27 protein-coding genes are annotated in these 20817 nt (G+C 56.4%); 18 read left to right on the top strand and 9 right to left on the bottom strand.

The genetic code is table 11. From position 1 onward, the window contains the following. Nucleotides 1-20 precede the first annotated feature (20 nt). Nucleotides 21-671, top strand: coding sequence for a YqaA family protein (locus A6F69_RS03275; RefSeq protein ID WP_067597304.1), 651 nt, complete (start codon nt 21-23; stop codon nt 669-671). On the opposite strand, the gene A6F69_RS13035 is transcribed toward A6F69_RS03275, so the two are convergent. Continuing rightward, entirely contained in the window at nt 668-1348 is a 681-nt protein-coding gene (locus A6F69_RS13035) for a Crp/Fnr family transcriptional regulator (RefSeq protein ID WP_067597306.1), read from the bottom strand. The two genes, A6F69_RS03275 and A6F69_RS13035, sit on opposite strands and share 4 nt — an antisense overlap. A gap of 50 nt (nt 1349-1398) precedes the next feature. On the opposite strand from A6F69_RS13035, the gene A6F69_RS03285 reads away from it, so the two are divergent. Then, nucleotides 1399-2244: a sterol desaturase family protein gene (locus A6F69_RS03285; RefSeq protein ID WP_067597308.1), complete on the top strand. Its 846-nt coding sequence runs from the start codon at nt 1399-1401 to the stop codon at nt 2242-2244. A gap of 63 nt (nt 2245-2307) precedes the next feature. Here A6F69_RS03285 and spt read toward each other — a convergent pair whose 3' ends face one another. The 3 genes from spt to A6F69_RS03300 all read right to left on the bottom strand — a co-directional run bounded on the left by spt (nt 2308) and on the right by A6F69_RS03300 (nt 4266). Continuing rightward, a complete protein-coding gene (spt, locus tag A6F69_RS03290; protein WP_067597310.1) occupies nt 2308-3528 on the bottom strand; it encodes a serine palmitoyltransferase in 1221 nt (406 codons plus the stop codon). A gap of 11 nt (nt 3529-3539) precedes the next feature. Beyond that, nucleotides 3540-3782 (bottom strand): acyl carrier protein, encoded by a 243-nt coding sequence (locus A6F69_RS03295; protein ID WP_067597314.1) that lies wholly within the window; start codon nt 3780-3782, stop codon nt 3540-3542. Between the two features lie 118 nt (nt 3783-3900). Continuing rightward, the gene (locus A6F69_RS03300; protein ID WP_067602358.1) at nt 3901-4266 is read right to left on the bottom strand and encodes a response regulator; all 366 of its coding nucleotides are present in this window, start codon (nt 4264-4266) and stop codon (nt 3901-3903) included. Nucleotides 4267-4379: 113 nt separating this feature from the next. Here A6F69_RS03300 and A6F69_RS03305 point away from each other — a divergent pair, with 113 nt between their 5' ends. Genes A6F69_RS03305 through A6F69_RS03325 form a run of 5 tightly spaced genes read left to right on the top strand, consistent with a single transcriptional unit; the run spans nt 4380 to nt 7562 of the window. Then, nucleotides 4380-4610, top strand: a complete 231-nt coding sequence (locus tag A6F69_RS03305) for a DUF3572 family protein (RefSeq protein WP_483756982.1) — start codon at nt 4380-4382, stop codon at nt 4608-4610. Further along, on the top strand, nt 4607-5236 hold the full coding sequence (locus A6F69_RS03310) for a hypothetical protein (RefSeq protein ID WP_067597320.1): 630 nt from the start codon (nt 4607-4609) through the stop codon (nt 5234-5236). Before A6F69_RS03305 ends, A6F69_RS03310 begins: the two co-directional genes overlap by 4 nt. Then, nucleotides 5233-5691 carry a RidA family protein gene (locus A6F69_RS03315; RefSeq protein WP_067597323.1) on the top strand — a complete coding sequence of 153 codons (459 nt, stop codon included), beginning with the start codon at nt 5233-5235 and terminating at the stop codon, nt 5689-5691. The genes A6F69_RS03310 and A6F69_RS03315 overlap by 4 nt, the downstream gene beginning before the upstream one ends. A gap of 9 nt (nt 5692-5700) precedes the next feature. Continuing rightward, entirely contained in the window at nt 5701-6429 is a 729-nt protein-coding gene (locus A6F69_RS03320) for a glycerophosphodiester phosphodiesterase family protein (RefSeq protein WP_067597326.1), read from the top strand. Next, a complete protein-coding gene (locus A6F69_RS03325; RefSeq protein ID WP_179946167.1) occupies nt 6426-7562 on the top strand; it encodes a GNAT family N-acetyltransferase in 1137 nt (378 codons plus the stop codon). The genes A6F69_RS03320 and A6F69_RS03325 overlap by 4 nt, the downstream gene beginning before the upstream one ends. Here A6F69_RS03325 and A6F69_RS03330 read toward each other — a convergent pair. Then, a complete protein-coding gene (locus A6F69_RS03330; protein ID WP_425388073.1) occupies nt 7559-7828 on the bottom strand; it encodes a hypothetical protein in 270 nt (89 codons plus the stop codon). The genes A6F69_RS03325 and A6F69_RS03330 overlap by 4 nt on opposite strands. 363 nt (nt 7829-8191) lie before the next feature. On the opposite strand from A6F69_RS03330, the gene dksA reads away from it, so the two are divergent. The 8 genes from dksA (at nt 8192) to A6F69_RS03370 (ending at nt 15394) form a co-directional block, all read left to right on the top strand. Continuing rightward, complete coding sequence (gene dksA, locus A6F69_RS03335; protein WP_067597332.1) at nt 8192-8650, top strand: RNA polymerase-binding protein DksA; 459 nt, start codon at nt 8192-8194, stop codon at nt 8648-8650. 100 nt (nt 8651-8750) lie between these two features. Next, a complete protein-coding gene (locus A6F69_RS03340; protein ID WP_067597335.1) occupies nt 8751-9026 on the top strand; it encodes a PilZ domain-containing protein in 276 nt (91 codons plus the stop codon). An 81-nt stretch (nt 9027-9107) separates the two neighbouring features. Continuing rightward, complete coding sequence (locus A6F69_RS03345) at nt 9108-10574, top strand: ABC transporter substrate-binding protein (protein WP_067602365.1); 1467 nt, start codon at nt 9108-9110, stop codon at nt 10572-10574. 18 nt (nt 10575-10592) lie between these two features. Then, the gene (locus A6F69_RS03350; RefSeq protein ID WP_067597338.1) at nt 10593-11009 is read left to right on the top strand and encodes a DUF4112 domain-containing protein; all 417 of its coding nucleotides are present in this window, start codon (nt 10593-10595) and stop codon (nt 11007-11009) included. 36 nt (nt 11010-11045) lie between these two features. Then, nucleotides 11046-11840, top strand: coding sequence for a tryptophan 2,3-dioxygenase (locus A6F69_RS03355; protein WP_067597341.1), 795 nt, complete (start codon nt 11046-11048; stop codon nt 11838-11840). Then, nucleotides 11840-12484: an arylformamidase gene (gene kynB / locus A6F69_RS03360; RefSeq protein WP_067597342.1), complete on the top strand. Its 645-nt coding sequence runs from the start codon at nt 11840-11842 to the stop codon at nt 12482-12484. Before A6F69_RS03355 ends, kynB begins: the two co-directional genes overlap by 1 nt. Continuing rightward, the gene (kynU, locus tag A6F69_RS03365; RefSeq protein WP_067597346.1) at nt 12477-13694 is read left to right on the top strand and encodes a kynureninase; all 1218 of its coding nucleotides are present in this window, start codon (nt 12477-12479) and stop codon (nt 13692-13694) included. The genes kynB and kynU overlap by 8 nt, the downstream gene beginning before the upstream one ends. A 122-nt stretch (nt 13695-13816) precedes the next feature. Then, nucleotides 13817-15394 carry an ABC-F family ATP-binding cassette domain-containing protein gene (locus tag A6F69_RS03370; protein ID WP_067597349.1) on the top strand — a complete coding sequence of 526 codons (1578 nt, stop codon included), beginning with the start codon at nt 13817-13819 and terminating at the stop codon, nt 15392-15394. A gap of 366 nt (nt 15395-15760) precedes the next feature. Here A6F69_RS03370 and A6F69_RS13040 read toward each other — a convergent pair whose 3' ends face one another. The 4 genes from A6F69_RS13040 to A6F69_RS03400 all read right to left on the bottom strand — a co-directional run bounded on the left by A6F69_RS13040 (nt 15761) and on the right by A6F69_RS03400 (nt 19007). Beyond that, complete coding sequence (locus tag A6F69_RS13040; RefSeq protein WP_157092817.1) at nt 15761-15913, bottom strand: hypothetical protein; 153 nt, start codon at nt 15911-15913, stop codon at nt 15761-15763. A gap of 44 nt (nt 15914-15957) precedes the next feature. After that, the gene (infA, locus tag A6F69_RS03380; RefSeq protein WP_067597355.1) at nt 15958-16224 is read right to left on the bottom strand and encodes a translation initiation factor IF-1; all 267 of its coding nucleotides are present in this window, start codon (nt 16222-16224) and stop codon (nt 15958-15960) included. A gap of 1045 nt (nt 16225-17269) precedes the next feature. Continuing rightward, nucleotides 17270-18322 (bottom strand): TIGR00341 family protein, encoded by a 1053-nt coding sequence (locus A6F69_RS03395; RefSeq protein WP_067597365.1) that lies wholly within the window; start codon nt 18320-18322, stop codon nt 17270-17272. A 91-nt stretch (nt 18323-18413) separates the two neighbouring features. Then, nucleotides 18414-19007, bottom strand: a complete 594-nt coding sequence (locus A6F69_RS03400) for an HNH endonuclease (protein WP_425388075.1) — start codon at nt 19005-19007, stop codon at nt 18414-18416. Between the two features lie 143 nt (nt 19008-19150). Between A6F69_RS03400 and gluQRS the strand changes: the two genes are divergently transcribed. The 3 genes from gluQRS to A6F69_RS03415 are packed head-to-tail and all read left to right on the top strand — an operon-like array spanning nt 19151 to nt 20815. Continuing rightward, entirely contained in the window at nt 19151-19981 is an 831-nt protein-coding gene (gene gluQRS / locus A6F69_RS03405; RefSeq protein ID WP_067597367.1) for a tRNA glutamyl-Q(34) synthetase GluQRS, read from the top strand. Between the two features lie 9 nt (nt 19982-19990). Then, nucleotides 19991-20221, top strand: coding sequence for an HIG1 domain-containing protein (locus A6F69_RS03410; RefSeq protein ID WP_067597370.1), 231 nt, complete (start codon nt 19991-19993; stop codon nt 20219-20221). Nucleotides 20222-20239: 18 nt separating this feature from the next. Beyond that, nucleotides 20240-20815 carry a cob(I)yrinic acid a,c-diamide adenosyltransferase gene (locus A6F69_RS03415; RefSeq protein ID WP_067597373.1) on the top strand — a complete coding sequence of 192 codons (576 nt, stop codon included), beginning with the start codon at nt 20240-20242 and terminating at the stop codon, nt 20813-20815. Nucleotides 20816-20817 lie beyond the last annotated feature (2 nt).

A 20817-nucleotide genomic window follows, 5' to 3' on the forward strand; every position in this document is an offset into this window, starting at 1 on the left:
AATTCTCCGATATGATGCGAATGTTGCGCGGTCTTTATGACTGGACCATGGATAAGGCCGCTCACCCGCATGCGGTGTGGTGGCTGGCTTTCTTCTGCTTCATTGAAGCGAGCTTTTTCCCGATACCGCCACATCCCCTGCTGGGCTTGATGTGTCTGGCTCAGCCTTCCAAGGCGATCCGCTATGCTTTGGTAGCCACCCTGGCTTCAGTTGCGGGTGCGTTGCTGGGATATGCGATCGGCTGGGGGCTTTATGACACCATCGGGCAGCCGCTTTTAGCGCTGCTTGGCTTAACTGACAGTTTCCCTGTCGCGGCCTGCTATTTGCGCGAATACGACTGGGAAGCGATCGTGATCGCAGGTGCTACTCCTGTACCCTTCAAGTTGCTCACCATCACTGCCGGATTCATCAGCATGAATCTGATGACTTTCCTCCTCGCCAGTTTAGCCGCACGCGCGTTCATTTTCATGACGGTGGGGCTATTGTTCCGCGTGTTCGGCGCGCCGATCAAGGCGATCATCGACAAATACCTGGGAACTGCGACAACGCTTTTTGTGGTACTCGTTGTGGGGGGCTTTATCGCGCTGAGCCAGTTCTCGAGCGATGACGAAGCAGTTGCTGACAAGTGCGAGAATGCAACTCTGGTTCAACTGGAAGGTTCGGCGAGCTAGCCCAACGCAGCCAAGCGGACTGCTTCAAGGCTGCGAATTTCGATATGGCCGTAACGCCGGGTGATCGCGCCGGACGTCTCCAGTTCTTTCAGCGCTCCGCTGACCGTCATCCGCGTCAAGCCCAACAGCTCGCCAAGCTCTTGCTGTGTGATCTCAATGGGTGCTGTCTGTCCAGAGGATCCGGCGAGCGTCGCAAGCAGGCCGGCAACGCGGGTATGTGCTGTGCCACGTCTGATCCCCGCCATGATATCGAGCGTGTCCTGAAGCTGCGCGGACAATACACCTAGCATTGCACGATACTCGTATGGATTTTCGCCGAGAGCAGCGTCAAAGTCGCTCTGCCGGACAAAGCGCACCGCGCAACTGCTGCGCGCCACCGCATCGACGACGCGTACACGCTCAGCAAACATGGCCAGCTCGCCCCAAGAATCGCCTGGACCCAGAACCGCAACACCCCGGAAGTCACCGGATTCCAGATAGCGGCCAACCGCGACCGATCCGGTCTCAATCAGGTAAAAGCCATTGGCGCGCTCACCGCGTTGCTGGATGATCTGCCCGACACGGTATGGTCTGGCTGGCGATGTCGTTATCAATTGCTGCTGAAGCTGCGGCGAAAGAGCAGCAAACAGCATCGGGCTTGTGATCGAGCGCGGGCCGGAATGTAAAATATCTGACATTCTGATGGATGGATACAGATTACCGATCTTTCCAACAAGTGGAGAGAGCCATGCCATCATCGACCATCGCAGTTTTAGCCATCTTCCTCGGCTTCGCTTTGCTGGAGCTGTTCAGCACCAAGCTGTTCGCGAAGAATGAGCAGACCCGTGATGACGGGATTGTCGAAGGTGTCAGCATGACCATGTTGTTGGCAGTTACGCAGCCGGGTATCGTTTTTCTGTCGGCTGCGATCATGGGTGCAATTGCTCCGGGTCTCGAAAGTGCGTTGGCTGGCATCAACATCTTCTTCGCGATTGCGCTATTCCTCGTTCTGGAGGATATGACACAGTATTGGTGGCACCGCGCCAGCCACACTTTCCCGTGGCTCTACAATCTTCACCGCGCGCATCACAATGCGAAGTACATGAGTGTCCGTCTCGTGTACCGAAACAACATCCTTTACTATATGATGATGCCGGGTCTGTGGACCGCCGGCGCGCTGCTGTATTTGGGACTTGGCTGGGTCTATGCAGGATACCTGGTCGTCAAAATGGCCGTTATCATTGGCGCACATTCTGACGTTGCTTGGGACAAACCCCTATACCAAATCAAATGGCTTTCGCCGGTCATGTGGTTGGTTGAGCGCACAATCTCCACCCCCGCAACGCACCATGCGCACCACGGCCGCCATGCAGATGATCCGGCGGTCAACTACAAGGGCAATTACGGGAACTTGCTGTTCTTCTGGGATGTCCTGTTTGGCACGGCCAAGATCACTCGCACATATCCTGAAAGCTATGGCGTGGAGAACCTCGCGCCAGCAACGCTGGGTCAACAGCTGCTTTGGCCAATCTTTCCGGAGAACAAGGAAATAGATGCAGAGGTTGGGGAGCAGGTGGCGGCTAAAGCCACCTGATAAAAGGGCCGGCGGCCGGGAAAGAGAGGGCCTGGCCGCCGCCCGCAAACAAAGGTCGTCTGCTTAGATAATTCCTGTAGCCTTGCCTGCGCGTTCGAACATACCGAGGATGGTGCGCACTTCTTCTTCGCTATGTTCCGCGCATAGCGAACAGCGAAGCAACGTCATGTTCGCAGGTGTCGCTGGAGGACGAGCAAGGTTGACGTAGAGCCCTTCCTTCAAGAGCGCTTGCCACATCGCGGCGCCACGCTCCAGATCGGGCATGATCACAGCGATGATCGCGCTTTGCGGCTCGTCCGTACCCAACTCGAAGCCCAATTCAGTGAGCCCACGATGGAGATTCTTCGAATTTTCCCACAAATGCGCGCGCTTGTTTGAACCGTGCATCAGCTTGCGGATAGAAGTCGCGGCGGTCGCGACCACGCTGGGCGGTAGCGAAGCAGTGAATACATAGGGGCGACAGACAAGCCGCATCACTTCGAACTTGGGGTGGTTCGATACGCAGAAACCGCCGACCGTACCAACGCTCTTCGAAAAGGTTCCGATGATGAAATCGACATCGTCAATCACACCTGCTTGCTCAACCACGCCGCGGCCGTTCTCACCGATAAAGCCCATTGAGTGCGCTTCATCAACCAGCACCATAGCGCCATATTTCTTGGCGATGGCGACCATTTCCTTAAGCGGTGCAACATCGCCCAGCATCGAGTAGACGCCCTCGAGAACCACCAGCTTGCCGGCGCCTTCAGGAATGCGGCGCAGGCGCTTTTCCATCGCTTCGATATCGTTGTGACGGAACGGAACGATCTCCGCATTGCCCATTGCACAGCCATCATAGATCGAGGCATGGCTGTCGATATCGAGAATGATGTAATCGCCCTTGCCAGCGATGGTCGAAATGATGCCGAGGTTTGCCTGGTATCCGGTAGAGAACACCATGGCATGATCCATGTCGTAGAATTCTTTGAGTGCCTCTTCGCATTCCTTGTGACCTTGATATGTCCCGTTCAGAACGCGACTGCCCGTGGTTCCGGACCCGTAGTTCTCCAGCGCATCCTTGCCTGCTTCCAGCACATCGGGGTCAAAGGTCATGCCCATGTAATTGTATGTGCCAAGCAGGATAGTGTCGCGGCCGTTGCAAATTGCGCGGGTTGGCGAAAGAACCTTTTCCATCACCAGATTGAAAGGGTCCTCGACGCCCGTTGCTAACAGGCCCTCGCGCATTGCGATGAGTTCGTCGAACTTCGAGAAAAGGTCAGTTGTGGGCACAGCGTTCTCGTTCATTCTGGCAGCTCTTACTGATCCTGCAATTTGGAAACAGCGTCGATCAGCTGGCCGAAATTCTCGATCTCTGCCTGCTGGTTCATGCTGATGATGATGTCGAATGCATCTTCGATCTCTGCGACGAAATCCATGACAGTCAAACTGTCAAACTCAAGATCATTTGCGAAAGTTGTTTCCTCGCTGATCTCAACCCCCTTCTTGTTGAAGGGCTCGATCAGTGAGCGAATCTTTGTGTCAACATCAGCGCGGTCCATTGGGATGACTTACCTTCCTTGGATGCAGTTTCGCGCAGGGATTTCCGCGCAAGTTTGAGAAAAATCGGTCTTTACCCGCGATTTTCAACCATCGCCACTCCCATTGGGCAAAACCTTATTAGGGCAGCAGCTCATTCACCGCTTTCATGAATGGACCGATCGACACCGGTTTGGCCAGATAGCCTGATGCGCCAGCGGTGCGAATGCGCTCTTCATCTCCCTTGGCCGCATAGGCGGTTACGGCAAGGACGGGTATCGCCTGCAACTGCAAGTCCTGCTGCGCCTGCTCGATCAGATCAACACCTGAAATCTCGGGCAGTTGAATATCCATGATAATCAGATCAGGAGATAATTGGCGTGCGGTATCAAGCGCAACTGTACCATCGGCCAATGGCTCGACTTCGAACCCATTCGCTTTCAGTACGTCGCAGAACAATTTCCGGTTGAGGTCGTTATCCTCGACAACAAGGATTCTCTTTGCCACTTGGCTCTGGCACTCCCACGTCTTGATCCCCAGATAGTCGAGCAGAAAGGCGGCTGACAATTCTAAAACAATCCACATCCCCTGATGATCCCGGGATCGATCCACAAACCCTTATTCTTGCCGCGCTCGGCTGGATTCTGGACGAGGAGTCGCGTGCGCAACGCTTTCTTGACTTGACCGGGCTTGATCCAGACACTTTGAGGGCAGGATTGAGCGATCCGGCAGTGCTCAGTGCTGTTGTCGAATTTCTTGGCAATCACGAACCGGATCTGATCCGTGTATCCGAAGCTTTGGCGGTAACGCCTGAACAAGTTATCGCTGCCGGGAGGGAACAAAGGACATGACTCGCCCCCTGGTGATAAGCGACTGCGATGAGGTGCTGTTGCATATGGTCGCTCCGTTCAAGCAATGGCTTGAGGAAAGTCACGGCGTACGCTTCGAGCTTAAAGGCAACAGCTTCGCCGATGCGCTGACATGGGCCGCGACTGGGGAAGCGCTGGCACAAGAGGATGTGTGGAAGTTTCTGGGAGGGTTCTTCGATACGGAAATGCATCGGCAAATGCCCATCGATGGTGCGGTCCACGGGATCAATCAGATTGCCGAGCATGCTGATGTCGTGATCCTCACTAACCTGAACGATGACAGGCAAGCGAAGCGTACAAAGCAGCTGGCCGAATTCGGCATTCATGCACGCGTGTTTACGAATCAGGGGCCAAAGGGCCCGGCATTGCAAAGCATCATGGAAGAACTGCAGCCCAGCAAGGCCATCTTTATCGACGACCTGCCGCAGCATCATCACTCTGCATCGGAAACCGTCCCGGGTATCCGTCGTTTACATATGTGCGGAGAGCCAATGATCGCCGATCATATCGAATGTGCCCATAAAGCGGGTCACGCTCATGCCCGGATTGATCGTTGGGCGGATGCCGTGCCCTGGCTGTTGGAAGAACTGGAAAAGGATCCGCGATGAGTATCGAAGCACGTCTGCAGGAATTGGGTATTGTTTTGCCGGAAGCAGCGGCACCCGTCGCAAGCTATGTGCCGGTGGTGGTACACGGCGGATTTGCGCATGTGTCCGGCCAGTTGCCGTTTGTTGACGGTAAGTTGGTAACTGGCCGATTGGGTGAAGACGTGTCGCTCGAAGCTGGTATTGATGCTGCCCGCGCCTGCGGCCTGATGATCCTGGCTCAATTAAAGGCGGCGCTGGTTCCGCTCGACAAGGTGGAGCGGGTCGTGAAGCTAGGCGGGTTCGTCAATTCGACTCCTGATTTCACTGACCAGCCAAAGGTGATCAATGGCGCGTCCGACCTGATGGTGGCTATGTTTGGCGAGAAAGGTCGCCATGCGCGTGCAGCCGTCGGGGTTCCTGCGCTGCCACTTGGCGCAGCGGTTGAAGTCGACGCAATTGTCGCGATTGCCGACTGAAGGCACTGGATGGTGAAGCGCGCCGCTCCCGAATGGCTAACGCAATGGGAATATGCCCATCGCGGGTTGCATGGGAGGGGTGTCCCTGAGAACTCGCTATCAGGAGCGCGGCTGGCGATCGAAGCTGGCTTGGGGATCGAATGCGATATTCAGCGCAGCGCCGATGGGCGCGCAGTGGTGTTCCATGACTGGGAGCTTGATCGACTGACAGGCGGGCGAGGCCCGTTCGAAAAGCGTAGCAAGGACGAGCTTCAGACACTCAACTATAGTGGCAGCGAAGAGCGTATCGCGACGCTGCCAGATTTACTTGGGTTGGTCGCGGGCCGGGTACCGCTACTTATCGAGATCAAGTCGAAGCCCGGCTATGATGTCCGTGCAAGCTGCGCTGCTGTGGATTGCGATCTGCAGGACTACACAGGCGAATTTGCTGTCATGAGCTTCGATCCGCGTGTTGCGCGTTGGTTCAGGCGCAATTCGCCGCGAACCTGCGTCGGTTTGGTGATCCGGGAAGACGAGCACGGCTATACACAAAAAGCGTGGCAGCGCCGCCTCGCATTCTGGATCGCGCTGCCCGACTTTGTCGCTTACCACATCGCAGCATTGCCAAGCCGCTGGGTTGATCGGCTGCGGCGCAAGGGGCTGCCGGTGCTGACTTGGACGGTGAACTCGCCCGAGACGCGAACCCGCGCTCTCTCACGCGCGGACGCATTGATCAGTGAAGGCGAAGGCTTGGCGTGAGCGATCGGGAACTGACCGTCCGCATGGTTCCGTCAGTCGGCTCGCTGCCGGCAGACCAATGGAATGCGCTGGGCGGAAACCGCAACCCCTTTGTCAGCCATGAATTCCTGACCGCGTTGGAGGATTCGGCCAGTGTTGGCCCTGGTACCGGCTGGGAGCCTGCACCAATTATCATCACCGATGACGCAGGGGATTTGCTTGGAGCGCTTCCAAGCTATGCCAAAGGACACAGCCAAGGCGAATATGTATTCGATCACAGTTGGGCGGACGCTTTGCAGCGGGCAGGTGGGCGATACTATCCCAAGCTGCAGATTGCGGCACCCTTTACACCGGCAACGGGTCCTCGGTTGCTCATGCGCGATGACCTGTTGGCTCCTCACCTCCTGCACGCCGCTGAAGCTGTTTGCTTGCAAAGCAATCTTTCGTCAGCCCACGCGACTTTTGTCGAACCTGAGCAGCTGCCATACTTTGAAGAAGGTGGTTGGCTGCTGCGCAGCGATATTCAGTTTCATTGGGAGAATCGCGGGTACGCCAATTTCGATGAGTTTCTGGGAGAGTTGGCTTCCCGGAAGCGTCGCGCTCTGCGCAAGGAACGCAAAAGCGCACAAGAGGGCGTGCGTATCGTCAACCTCACCGGTGATGGCATCAAGCCCGAACATTGGGACATCTTCTGGATATTCTATCAGGATACCGGCGCACGCAAATGGGGCTCACCCTATCTGACGCGCGAGGCCTTCACGCTGTTAGGCGAGAGGATGGCAGATCGAATGGTGCTGGGTCTCGCTTATCTTGATGACGCGCCTATTGCAGGCGCGTTGCACTTCATCGGTCAGGACACGCTATATGGCCGATACTGGGGGTGCAGCCAGGACAAACGCTTCCTGCATTTTGAGATGTGTTACTATCAAGCCATCGATATTGCGATCGAACGCGGCCTGAAAAGGGTCGAGGCAGGTGCCCAAGGTGGGCACAAGCTGTCGCGCGGATATGAACCTGTCCAGACGTGGTCAGCCCATTGGATCGCTGATCCGGGATTTCGCACGGCGGTATCCGATTTTCTCGAACGCGAGCGCGAAGGTGTGGCCACTGATCAGATTTATCTGGATCAGCGCACGCCTTTCAAGAAGTCTTAGGCGGCTTTGCGACGTTCTGCTGAAAGCCATTCGCGCGCTTGACGCTGAGCTTCGGCAATTTCGCGAGCGGTCATTTCGTCAGAGATATCTGCGCGGCAGTATGCTGCCTCTTCATGACCTTTGGCAGCAGCCAGATTGAACCACTTGTGCGCTTCGATCATGTCGCAGTTCACCCCGTGACTGCCGGTCGAGAAAGCAACACCAAGGTCAAAGTAGGCGGCGATCTCGCCATTAGCAGCCGCAGCAAGGCACTGCGCAATCATCATCTCGCCTTCCGGCGATACGGCGGGTTTTGCCTCAGCTGCCTCTATCGTTTTCAGTTCCATTGTTCGGTCCCCCAGTTTGCCGCAGCGAGAATTTCCGCCTTGGCTTGGGCCGAATTCGCCAGAACAGTTTCAACAAATGGTTAACGCGCAGGCCAGTTTTATTCACCATTTCCAGTTTTCCACTGCGGCTCTGGTCACAACCTGTTCATTCTGCAGCATTATTTATTCATCAGAGGAAACGCCTTGTGCGCTCAGGATCAGCCGCCTATAGGCGCGCTCATACAGGTCATTCATTGCCACCGTAGTAGCGGGGGAGCAGGAACGGAACGGCTGAACGGGAAGTGACTGAGTTGAGAGGAATGCATGGCTACTGCCGCTTCTGAAGAGATTGATATCCTCGAAAAGGCTAAACGGATCATCGGGCCCGACTACGTCCCGAGCGAAGACGAGCCTTATATGAACGAGAAGCAGCAGAACTATTTTCGAATGCTGCTGCTCGAATGGAAACGGTCGATCCAGAATGCTGCTGGACAGACTCTTCAGTCTTTGGCTGACGGGCCGATCCGTGAACCCGATTTGAATGATCGGGCATCGAGCGAGACCGATTGGGGTATCGAACTTCGCACGCGTGATCGTCAGCGTAAACTGACCAGCAAGATCAATTCGGCACTCCGCAAGATCGATGAAGGTGAATACGGTTATTGCGAAGTGACCGGCGAACCCATTGGCCTCAAGCGCCTGATTGCACGGCCGGTCGCGACAATGACCGTCGAAGCGCAGGAAGCGCACGAGCGACGCGAGAAGATATCGCGCGACGACTAACGCCGGCATCTAGGTGCATTTTAACTTTTCGTTAGCTGTATATTCCTATTTTTTGATCGAAGTCGCCGCGCAAGGGACGACTCGAAGCAACGGGTGATACATGGCGGAAACAGTTCAGCGCAGAGCCGAAGACAGGGTCGAGGTGATTCACCGCGCCCAAATGCGCGTAGAGCGCGACACGCTGTCCTACCCCGTCACCGTCCGCAATCTATCGACTCAAGGCATGATGGGCGAAGGCCCTGTTCCACTGAGCAGCGGGACAAGGTTGACTGTAAGCCTGCCTGATCAAGGTGAAGTTGCTGGCACTGTGGTGTGGGTTCAGAAACCTCGCTTCGGCGTTGCATTTGATCGCTCCGTCGATCCTTCATTTGCTTAGATCCGCAAGGCATCGCGATATTCCCCGCTGCGTCAGTTTTTTCCTGACCTCTTCCCCATGACCTGCTAGCTCAACCGCGTGATGCGGATTGCTCTCTTCTCACTTGCGGCCTTTGTCGTGGCTTCGTGCGGCCCAGCGGCCCCTGATGGGCCGGTCAATGTGGCGATCATCGGCGATCCAGATGGGCTTGTTTCCAATGGTATGCGACTATCCCCGGCGGGCCAGCATTATCGCGCTGCCACTGCAGAGGGCCTTGTTGCAATTGATGAGGCTGGCAATGTCGTCCCTGCTTTGGCGGAGCGCTGGATCGTCACAGATGACGGACTGAGTTATATCTTCCGACTGCGCAATTCTGACTGGCCTGACGGAGTGGCCATGACTGCGGACGATATCCGCACCGCACTCCGCAGGAATTTGCGTGATTTGAGGGGAACTTCACTAGGTCTCGACCTCTCCAAGGTGGACGAGATACGCGACATGACAGGTCGCGTAATAGAGATTACGCTGACCAGCCCGATGCCGGACTTCTTGCGACTTCTTGCTCAACCCGAGATGGGCATCTTTCTGGACGGTTCGGGAGCCGGCCCCATGGTGCGGTCGGACGAATCTGATGGGCAACCATTACTGCTAACACCGCTACCACCGGAAGCACGCGGTTTTCCTGCCCGCGAGCAATGGCAATCAAGAGCCCGCCAGGTTGCCGTTTCGGCGATGCCTGCAAACAGCGCGGTCGATGCTTTCGCTGCCGGGGAAGTCGATCTGGTTTTGAATGGCCGGCTTTCAAACTTACCCCTTGCCGATACAGGTCCTCTGACGCGGGGCACGATCCGGCTGGACGCGGCGCTGGGCGTGTTCGGACTGGTGGTAACAAGTGATGACGGTTTTCTTGCTGAGCCTCTTAACCGCCAGGCCTTGAGCCTTGCGGTCGATCGCAGCAATCTGCTCCAACCGTTCAATGTGGGCGGCTGGCAGTCCACCAGCTGGATTGTTCCGCGGGAGCTGGCGACCGGCGCAGCAGCGCAAGGGGAAAGATGGCCAAACCTGTCGCTTGAGCAGCGCCGTGACATCGCAAGCCAGCGCGTGGCCGCATGGGAGCGGGCTGAAGGGGAAGAGCTGGTGCTCCGGATCGGCCTACCCGACGGGCCGGGGAGTGATACTCTTTTCACGCAGCTGGCCGGAAATTTCACTCAAGTCGGGATCACTGCAGTACGCGCTGGTTTACGCGAGGGTGCCGAGCTTGAACTGCATGATCGGCTGGCACGATTCTATTCGCCCCGTTGGTTTCTCAACCAGTTCCACTGCCGGTTGGAGCTTGGCCTGTGCTCTGAGGAAGCCGACGATCTGGTCGAACAATCCATTGTCGAAAGCGATGCTCAGTTGAAGGCCCAGTTCTTGGCGACGGCGCACAACCAACTGATCGAATCTGAGATATTTATTCCGTTGGGTGCACCTGTGCGTTGGTCGCTTGTTCGCGGAGACATAACCGGCTTTGAAGAGAACCGCTGGGGGCTGCACCCCTTGTTCCCGCTCTCGCAACCTCCCACATAGGCTTTGAAGGAGGCGCGTATGCCCAATCCAGATCAGCCGCAAGTGGTGGGGATTTCTCTGCCTACGGGCACGGATGCTCAATCGATCCACCAACGGGTGGAAGCGATGGAGATGTTGCTGGAGCGCAGTTTCAAGGTGCCCGGCACGAATATACCGATTGGCTTGGATGCGATCATTGGGCTAGTTCCGGTTCTGGGCGATATCGTGACGACAGCCTTGGGTGCCTACTTGGTCTGGGAAGCGCGAAACCTGGGCTTGCCCAAGTGGAAGCTTTGGCGGATGGCAGGGAATATCGCCTTGGATACTGCTGTTGGTGCGGTCCCCGTTGTAGGCGATGCAGCCGACGTGTTGTTCCGTTCCAACACGCGGAACTTGCGGATCATCAAGAAGCATCTGGATAAGCATCATCCCGAGACACGGATCATCGAGGGATAGTTTCCATTGTGACCATTGCGCGCTAGGGCTGCGCTCATGGCAAATTCGGATGTCACCTATACAAGCTACCTTGATCTGGAGCGCATTCTTGGCGCGCAGCATCCTGCTTCACGTGCGCATGACGAAATGCTGTTCATCATCGTCCATCAGGCAAGCGAGCTCTGGCTCAAATTGTGCCTGCATGAGTTGACCGCAGCGCGTGAACATATCGCAACGGACAACTTGCGTCCGGCATTCAAGATGCTTGCCCGTGTCGCTCGGGCACAAGGGCAGCTGATCCAGAGCTGGGATGTGCTGAGCACCATGACCCCGCATGACTATTCGACCATTCGCCCGCATCTGGGCACATCAAGCGGGTTTCAGTCGCCACAATACCGCATGATGGAATTCATGTTGGGTGGCCGCGATGCCAAGCACATCGCTTTGCATGAAAAGACTGCTGATTGGTCTCAGCGACTGAGCGCCGAAATGCAGCGTTCGAGCATCTATGATGATGCAGTCAAACTGCTCGCGCGTCGCGGATTTACGATTGACGCAAAAGCGTTGGAGCGCGACCTAGCCGCGCCGTATGAACACAATGCGAGCGTCGAAGCCGCTTGGGCGCAGATCTACCGCGATCCGCAAAAGCACTGGGACCTTTATGAGTTGGCGGAAAAGCTGGTCGATCTGGAATACCATTTCCAGCGCTGGCGGTTCGGCCATTTGAAGACAGTAGAGCGCATCATAGGCTTCAAGCGTGGAACTGGTGGGACACCCGGCGTTCCTTATCTTGCCGGCGTATTGAAGCAGGCGTTCTTTCCTGAACTGCTTAGTGTCAGGACAGCGATCTGATGGCGCCCAAGCACAAACAGCGCCTGTGGGATATTTCGCAGAAACTGCACGCGGGCGTGCCTGTCTGGCCGGGCGACACCGCGTTCGAACAGGTTGGAACTTGGCAAATCGGGGATGGTTCGCCGGTCAATGTCTCCACGCTCACGATGTCGACCCACACAGGGGCGCATGCCGACGCGCCACTGCATTACGATGCCAGTGCGCCCGACATCGCTTCGGTCGATCTCAACGCCTATCTCGGGCAATGCATGGTCATCGATCTGCGGGACAGTCAGCAGGCAATTCAGCCTGACGAACTGCCCGATCTTTGTGGCGCAACTCGTGTGCTATTTCGAACCTATGAACACTTCCCCCATGATGCGTGGACCGAAGAATTCAAAGCGATTGCCGCGGAGACTATCGTCCGACTTGCGGAATCTGGAGTGAAACTGGTCGGGATCGACAGCCCGTCAATCGATCCGCAAAATTCCAAGACTATGGATGCGCATAAAGCTGTCTTGAAAGCGGACATGCGGATCTTGGAAGGGCTTGTCCTAGATGATGTGCCCGAAGGCCGGTATGAACTGATCGCTCTTCCACTGCCAATCGTGAACGGAGATGCATCGCCGGTTCGGGCCGTGTTGCGGGAACTGAGCGATGCTTGAACGCGCACGCGGACTCGACTCGACGGACCCGCTTGGTCACTTTCGTGATCGTTTCGTCTTGCCACAGGACGTGGTCTACCTTGATGGCAACTCGCTTGGTGCGCTCCCGAAGGAAACCGCTGAGCGGGTGAATCAGGTCGTAACCGGTGAATGGGGCGATGGATTGATCCGTAGCTGGAATGACGCCGACTGGATCAATTTGCCACAGCGCATTGGCAGGAAGATCGCGCCGCTGATTGGCGCAGATCCGAGCGAAGTGATCGTGGCGGACAGCGTTTCGGTCAATCTGTTCAAGCTAATCAGCGCTGCCTTGAAAATGCGTCCCGAACGCAAGGCAATTCTGTCCGAGCCGGGCAACTTCCCAACCGACCTCTACATGATTCAAGGTTTGCAAGAGCAAGGTTTGGCAGAGCAAAAGCTGATAGACCGATGTAACGTCGCCGAAGCTTTGGATAACGATGTTGCACTGCTTCTGCTGACGCATGTGCATTACAAGAGCGGCGCGATGCATGACATGCAGACGCTGACCAAGGCAGCTCATGATGTGGGCGCCCTGGTCCTGTGGGACTTGTCGCATACTGGCGGTGCGATGCCGGTCAACTTGAATGAAGTGGGCGCGGATTTCGCAGTCGGTTGCGGCTACAAATATCTATGCGGCGGGCCGGGCGCGCCGGCATATGCCTATGTTGCGGAGCGCCATCACAAAGCGCTGTCCCAGCCATTGTCAGGCTGGATGGGGCACGCACAGCCTTTTGCATTTCAAGATGAATACACTCCTGCACCGGGAGTGGACCGACTGCTTTGCGGGACACCTCAGATCGTTTCGATGTCGGCATTGGAAGTAGGCGTTGATCTGATTGCAGAGATCGGCGTTGATCGGCTTTATGCGAAATCTCAGGCGCTATCGGAATTCTTTCTCGAGTGTCTGTCTGCGGGTGGCATTGACCTTGAACTCGTCAGCCCGGCCAAGAGTCCTGAGCGCGGTAACCAGCTCAGCTTTCGTCATGAGAATGCCTATGCGATATGTCAGGCGCTGATCGCGCGCGGTGTGATCGGCGATTTTCGTGATCCGGATATCCTCAGGCTGGGCTTTGCGCCCGCCTATCTGCGTTTCGAGGATATGGCGGAAGCCGCGCGGCATCTGACCGAAGTTCTGGAAAGTGCCGAATGGCAACGTGACGAATTCAATCAGAGGGCAGCGGTAACCTGAACATAGCCCCCCTTGATCTTGGCAGCATGCCAAGCTAGGCGCCTTGTCTCAACAGGAGTGGTATGAAGTGAACAACTAAGCCAATCGTTCGTCTGCAAGGCAACTTTTGCTTGGGTGCTCTCATGTCTCATATCCACTTTGATGGCGTTTCCGTAGGCGCCAATAACCAAAACTCTCTGTTTCCCCCGTTCTCTGAATCAATTTCGCATGAGGTTGTAGGCCTGTTCGGTCGCAATGGTTCGGGCAAGAGCAGTCTGCTGTCGGTGATTTCCGGCGAACGTTCGGCTGTGCAGGGAACGGTCACTGTCGATGGCAAGGTTGGCTTCATGCGCCAGGGTGCCTTTGATCCGGGCATATCTGTTGCAGAGACGTTGCGAGTGCGCGAGCATTTGCGCCTGCTGGCGCGGATCGAGGCAGGTGAGCCACTGCCGACAGATCTGGATGACGCCGATTGGACTCTTCCGGCAAGGCTGGAGGCTACCTTGGCGAAGATGGGATTGCCTGATCTGAATCTTGAGCGTGAAGCGGCCGAACTAAGCGGGGGCGAACAATGCCGGTTGAGGATCGCGGCGCTGTTGCTGACAGAGCCCGATATTCTGCTGCTTGATGAGCCAACCAATGACCTGGATGACGCAGGACGCGCAATCGTTGCAGACTTGCTGCGCGACTGGAAAGGTCCGGCGTTGGTGGCGAGCCATGATCGCACCTTGCTTGAAGACACGGACCGGATCATCGAGCTTTCGCCCGCTGGCGTGCTGAGCGTTGGCGGCGGCTGGAGCGCGTTCAAGGCGCAGCGCGACACGATCAGAGCGCAAGCGATCAACGCGCTTGAAGAAGCGGAGCAGAATGCCAGGCAAGCCCGCGCAGTTCAGCAGGCCCGATCTGAACGGCATGCCCGGCGCAGCAAGCAAGGCAAGCTGTCATCGGCACGCCGTGATGCTTCCAGGCTGGAAATAAACGCCCAGAAAAGCCGCGCGGAAAAAACCTCTGCACGCACTGCGGCGATCGGACAAGAACAGGTCTCGCAGGCGAAGGCAGCAATCGAGGAGGCTTCGGCCCGCGTCGAACGGATCGTGCCGGTTCGGATTAAGCTCCCCGCGTCAGGTCTACAGCGCGGACAAAGGCTATTGGCTGCATCACAGATCAGCTGTTCCTTTTACCAGCGCACCATTTTCGGTCCGCTTGACATAAACATCACCGGGCCGGAGCGGATCGCGCTGACCGGTGCAAACGGCAGCGGCAAAAGCACTCTCCTGAAGGTGATCTCCGGCGGGCTTTCTCCAGACACTGGTACAATTCGGAACGAACCGGATCGGACCGCCGTGTTGGACCAGCACCTGTCCCTGCTTGCGCCGGATGAAGATGCCTTGACCGCGATGCAGCGCCACAATCCTGCTTTGACCAAGCACGAAGCGCACGCGGCGCTCGCGCAATACGGGTTCAGAGCGGATTGGTGCGCGCGCGTGGTGGCCAGCCTGTCTGGCGGAGAGCGGGTCAGGTTGGCGCTGGCCTGTCTTTTCACCGGGCCGACACCGCCGCAATTGCTGCTGCTGGATGAGCCCACCAACCATCTGGATGTCTATGCAATCGAGATGCTGGAGCAGGCGCTGTGCGAATATGACGGTGCCATCGTCTGCGTGTCGCATGACGCGGCATTCCGTTCAGCGCTAAAACTCGATCGCACTATCGATCTTGGGTGAGGTGGAAAAGCTCTGGATAGAAGGGGGGCAGCGCGTTGGAATTGAGCAAACAGCGCAAGTGACCTTAAAATCCGATTGTGGGTGGAAAGCGACCTATGTCAAAAGCGTGTTGGTTTGCGAGGGATTGCGACTTGAGCCTTGCTCCAAGCACAGGCTGCGGCGGCGCCCAGCCCGTGCTGGAAGTCACTTATACGTCCAGCGATGCAAGAGGCTGTCGCAAGCTTGGCTAAGCGATCATCATCGCTTGCAGCGCAGTCGGCCTTCATAAGGGCGCGCTGATGTTGGGCATATTGACGGTTCAGGTCCATGTCGGTTCTCCTACTGTAGCGAGAATGCAGATGCACGACCGCGATAAATGCTTGTCGCTCAGTCGATCATCTCTGCGACAAGACGCCGCAACTCGGCAGTCGGTATCAGATCGGGACTCGCTCGTTCCGGATCCGTCCGTTGTGCATGGACTGCGTCATAGCGCAGGGTAAGTTTAGGGCGCGCGAATTCGCGCAGGTTCATTGTATTCACTATTTTATCTCCGGCAGGTTCGTCCTGCCGCCTTCTTGCAAGTCTTAGCGCCTGTATCCGCGTTTGCGAGTACAAGCGGGCGTTTGCCCCAGTGTGCGTTCGCGGAAAACGATCCGGCCTTTGCTCAGATCATATGGCGTCATTTCGACGTGTACGCGGTCTCCAACGACCGTTCCGATGCGATAGCGACGCATCCTGCCAGCAGTGTAGCAGATGATGCGATGCTCATTGTCGAGGGTGACGCCTAAGCAGCCATCGGGCAGGATCTCGTTGATCGAGCCTTCCATCTTGATGAGCTCTTCTTTCGCCAATCAATCCATCCTTACGTACCAAAAACCATCCGCACAGACGAATTCCGCTGCGGAGCCAAGTAGGATGAAATGGAAGTGGTGCCGCTACCGCGCTCATGCGGTGAATGTGGCAATCAAACTCCGTCGCAAACGACGATAGGCAATTTTTATATAGCGTCGTGCAAAAATATTACAAGAGGTGCCGGCAAGAGATACCGAAGTTACGCCTTAATCAAGTAGCCCCCCCAACCTTAGGTTGAGAAGAGATTGAAGGAGACATTGCAGCAGATGAGCCGATCGAAACCGCTCAGCTCCTGTTTGATAAGCCTTCGTTCCAGCTTACGCGCGGTATCCCTGCTTCGTCCCGCGATTTACGTATGCGCTTGGCATAGTATTCAACTAGGTCGAAATAGGTGTTCCGATCATCGACCGACCTTGCAGTATTGCTGTTCATTATTGCCAGCTGGTGATGAAAATATAGTTCATTGAGATCCATCTGTGTGATCCCTCCATCATTGTGGGCCATGCGAAGGCCCTGTGTTCAATGGCCTAGTGACAACTATCGTTGAAGCTCCAACCTGATTGCTTGTTTTTCGCCGCAATCATCAATCTCGACTTCATAGCTCAAACGCTGGCGCTCGAAGATTGCTTGGTCTGAATCTCGCAGAACATCGATTTGGCGAAAGGGAAGCAGTTCTCCACCCCCGGATGGACTGATAAAACCGGTGCCTGAGCGGCGGTTGAAAGTCCTTACCTTACCATAGTTCCTCTTCATCGATTCCTTTCCGCCAGCAGGCAGCACCAGCCAAGAGCGGCTGTACGACTAAAAGGCGAAATGGAAGGAGTAGGATCGACTTAAAATGATCCAAGACCGTCGATGACGACTGGTAGCAAGACGAACTATGCGCCACATTGGGAAAGAATGCAATTTGTGCGTCGTTCTGCGATCAGAAGGGGCGGGCCCCGAACTCCGTGCAAATGGTAACTGAGCCTAGCAATCTCACTGTCTAATGTCCGCAATTGGGTCGTTAGGAGACATTTAGTCTCACGTTCCAGTACGATTGTCCTAAACCCTGACAATCAAGTGATCCATCAAGGTTTCCAATGACCCGAAGCCCAGGATCACCCGGCCCGCCATCAGGGACATCAAGATGACCAAGAGCAGCAGCCAGATCAGCACGATACCGGTCGTCATCCTCCAGTTCTTGGGCGGCAGGCCCTGAAACAGGAACATCGTTATCCCGGACACATTCACGCACACCAGATTGATCGCAAACAGAAACAGAGCGCTGGCACCGGCTACCGGCAAACTTGCTCCAAAATATATCCCTGCTGCGGTTAGTGGTGGAACAAGGGCGACTGCAATCATCACCCCGACCAGTGCGAGCGATGCCCCGCGGCTGAACGCGAGCACACCTGCCGCGCCGCATGCCAACGCGAGCGCTACATCAGCGGGTTGAACCAGAGTGCGGTTCTGCAGCTCTGGGACCGTCGGATCGATATCAATTATTGCGCCCAGCCCAAACCCGGCGAGCACAGCCAATGCGCATCCGACCGCCAACGTTGTCATTGCCTGTCTGCCCAGCTGCCAGTTCCCCACCGTGGCCGCCAGAGCAATTCCCATTGTCGGGCCGAGCAATGGTGCGATTATCATCGCGCCGATGACCACTGCGGTCTGACCGCTGCGCATCCCCAATCCGGCAATTATGGCTGACAAGACGACAGTCAGGATGAAGGAAGGACGCAGATGCAAACTCTCTTCAATGTCGTCGTACAGTTCGTCAGTGCTCAGGCGATCACGGCTGAAGAACCGTTCCAGCCTGGTCGGTGGCGGCAGATAGGCTGGAAGGTTGAGTTCTGTAGCCGGTGTTTCCTCCACCGCGGGCAGCACCGCTTCAAGTTGCCCTACATGCGCGGTAAAGCTCGGGATTTCACAGAACGCGTCGTCAAGTTCATTGAGGAGCCGTTCAGTGTACCGCTGTTGTACAATGCAGGTGTATTTTTCCTGTTCTCCAGGGATGGTTTCACGCCAGAAACGCCGAGAATGCCGGGGCAAGATCTCTTCGAGCGTCTTGACCTGATCTTCGGGTAGATAGACCTGAACAATACGAGCTGACATTCAGCCCCCTATCCTCAACAAGCGCCCAGCCAACGCAGCACCAAACCGATTGACCGATCGATCATGACTTCCGATCGATATCGGGCCCTGCTTACTCTTCCAGCTCGATGTCCCAATAGAGATAATCGCGCCAGGTTTCGTGCAAGTGGTTGGGCGGGAACAGCCTGCCACGTTGCTGCAATTGCCAGCTCGTCGGGCGGATTGGCCGCTCGCGCAGATGCATATGCGCCTGCTGCGGCGTGCGCCCACCTTTTTTCAAATTGCACGGCGCACACGCGCTGCTAATATTTTCCCACGTGGTCTTGCCGCCCAAGCGGCGCGGAATCACGTGGTCGAAGGTCAGATTGTCACTGCTGCCGCAGTACTGGCATTCAAAACTGTCACGCAGGAACACGTTGAAGCGGGTGAAGGCCGGAAATTCGTTCTGCCGGACATATTGCCGCAATGCGATCACGCTGGGGATTTTCATATCCAGCGAGGGCGAGTGCACTTCGCGCTCATAGCTCGCAACAATATCCACCCGGTCCAGAAAGACCGCCTTGATCGCGGTTTGCCAGGGCCACAGGCTCAAGGGATAATAGGATAGGGGTGTATAGTCCGCATTCAGCACAAGTGCAGGACATGCCGACAGATTTCGTGTCGGATCCTCTTCCGTGCTCCGGAAGCGTGCGGCAGTCTCGATCAGTTCGGAATTGAACACGGTTTGCGTGCCTCCCTGATTGATTGCAGAGAATCATTTGCTGACAAAAGCGTCAACCCCGTGACAAATGCGCTTTCCACAAGCATGATTTGACGCATGCGCGGTCAGGCAGGGAATTTGAGTCAATAATGGTCGTCACCAGATTCGCTCCAAGCCCCAATGGCATGCTGCATTTGGGCCATGCGTATTCCGCAATCATCGCGCATGATCTGGCGCAGGAGAGAGGCGGGCGGTTCCTACTGCGAATAGAGGACATTGATGGCGCGCGCAGCCATCCTGAACTGGCGGACGAGTTCCGCTGTGACCTGGAATGGCTTGGGTTGGAATGGGAAGAGGTGCCAGCGCAATCGACGCGACTGGAAGGCTATACCGCCGCCGCCAGGCAATTGCTGGATGCGGGCCTGCTCTATCCGTGCACATGCACCCGCTCAGAAATTGCCGCCTCGGAGCCGCGCACTGGACCAGAGGGCTTGGTCTATCCCGGCACTTGCAAGGGCAAGAGCGTGGATGAAAGCAAGCCCGCGGCGTTGAGGCTGGACGTTGAGAAGACGATGGCGTCCGTCGGAGAGATCGTCTGGGAAGACGAAATCGCTGGCACGGCATTGGCTGATCCGCGGCCTTTCGGGGACATTGTTCTGGTGCGCAAGGAAGAGCCGGCAAGCTATCATCTTGCGGCAACTCTGGATGATGCAGCGGACGGTGTGACGCTGGTAACACGCGGTTCCGACCTATTCAGCGCGACTCATATCCATCGCGTCTTGCAAGAGCTGTTGGATCTGCCGGTGCCGAAGTGGCATCATCACAGGTTGCTGCTGGACAAGAGTGGCGAGAAGCTGGCCAAGCGTCGCGATAGCGCGTCCTTGGCGGATCGGCGTAAGGCGGGAGAAGATGGACGTAAACTGGCGGATAGCTTGCGATCCGGGAACCTTCCGGCTGGCATTTCGCTGTCTCAGTATTAGGTAGGTAACATGAACTATATTCTCATTCCCATACTCGTTGTCCTGATGGGGCTCGTTGTATTCTCACTGGTTCGCGGCGTGATCGCTTTCCTGAAGACGACCAAGATTGATCTTGAATCAGGCGAAGGCGAAACCGTCACTGAAATGCAGCTGATGCAGAACAAGGCGATGTTCGCACGCATCAAGTATCAGGCATTGGCCATCGTTGTGGTCGCGATCATATTGGCCTTCAGCCAGTAACGCGCTGGTACTGTTTTCATGGTCAAACTGAACAAGATTTACACCCGCACGGGTGATGATGGCACCACCGGGCTGGTCGACGGTTCTCGTGTGGCGAAGGCGTCTGCGCGGATCGAAGCGATCGGCAAGGTAGACGAAGCCAATAGTGCCATCGGTGTCGCAGCAGCAGCGGTGGCGGGCGGCGAACTGGCCGCAGCTCTCTACCGCGTTCAGAACGATCTGTTTGACCTTGGCGCTGATCTGGCAACCCCGGCAGAAGACGGAGACTTCGCACCTTCGGAAATGGTTCTGCGTGTTACACAGGGGCAGGTCGACTGGCTCGAACATGCGATTGACGGACTGAACGAAAACCTTGAACCGCTGACAAGCTTTGTCTTGCCTGGCGGCAGTGAAGCTGCAGCACGCACCCATGTAGCGCGCGCCGCCGTTCGCTCCGCTGAACGCGCGCTGGCGGCGCTGGCAGCTGGAGAACCCACCAACCCGGCGGCTGTCGCATACATAAATCGGCTGTCGGATTATCTCTTTGTGCTGGCCCGCTTGCTCAATGACAATGGTGCAAGCGACGTAAACTGGGTGCCGGGCGCAAATCGCTGACA

The sequence above is a fragment of the Altererythrobacter ishigakiensis genome (assembly GCF_001663155.1).
Lineage (GTDB): Bacteria > Pseudomonadota > Alphaproteobacteria > Sphingomonadales > Sphingomonadaceae > Erythrobacter > Erythrobacter ishigakiensis.